At 61.3% G+C, this 372-nt stretch carries 1 protein-coding gene; it reads left to right on the top strand.

All coding sequences use genetic code 11. The features are described from left to right. On the top strand, window positions 1-290 hold a 290-nt coding region (locus EU800_RS26305; protein ID WP_129636384.1), incomplete at its 5' end, for a transposase. Window positions 291-372: the final 82 nt, after the last annotated feature.

Raw genomic sequence — 372 nt, 5'->3', positions numbered from 1 at the left:
CAGCCTGGCTCGGGCTGGTGCCACGACAGCACTCGTCAGGTGGAAAGGAGCGGCTGGGAAGGGTCTCCAAGATGGGGAATGGCTATCTGCGCCGGCTGCTGGTCGTCGGCGCGACGTCGGTGACGCGGCGCGCTGAAACCACTCACACACGAACCGGGGCCTGGGTCCGATCCCTTCTTGAACGCAAACCAACGAGGCTCGTCACTGTGGCTATCGCCAACAAGACCGCCCGAACCGCATGGGCACTGCTTGCGAAGGGAGAAACCTACAGGGCCGAACCGGTCATTTGAACAAAGGAACGACACGCGGCGCAAACATCGCCGCGAAGAGATGCAAGGGCGAATGTGAGTGATGATGATCAAATGGATCCGC

This window comes from Tropicimonas sp. IMCC6043, assembly GCF_004146235.1.
GTDB lineage: Bacteria > Pseudomonadota > Alphaproteobacteria > Rhodobacterales > Rhodobacteraceae > Tropicimonas.
Note: the sequence above shows the minus strand (reverse complement) of the source record. Positions and strands in the feature narration are given on the sequence as shown.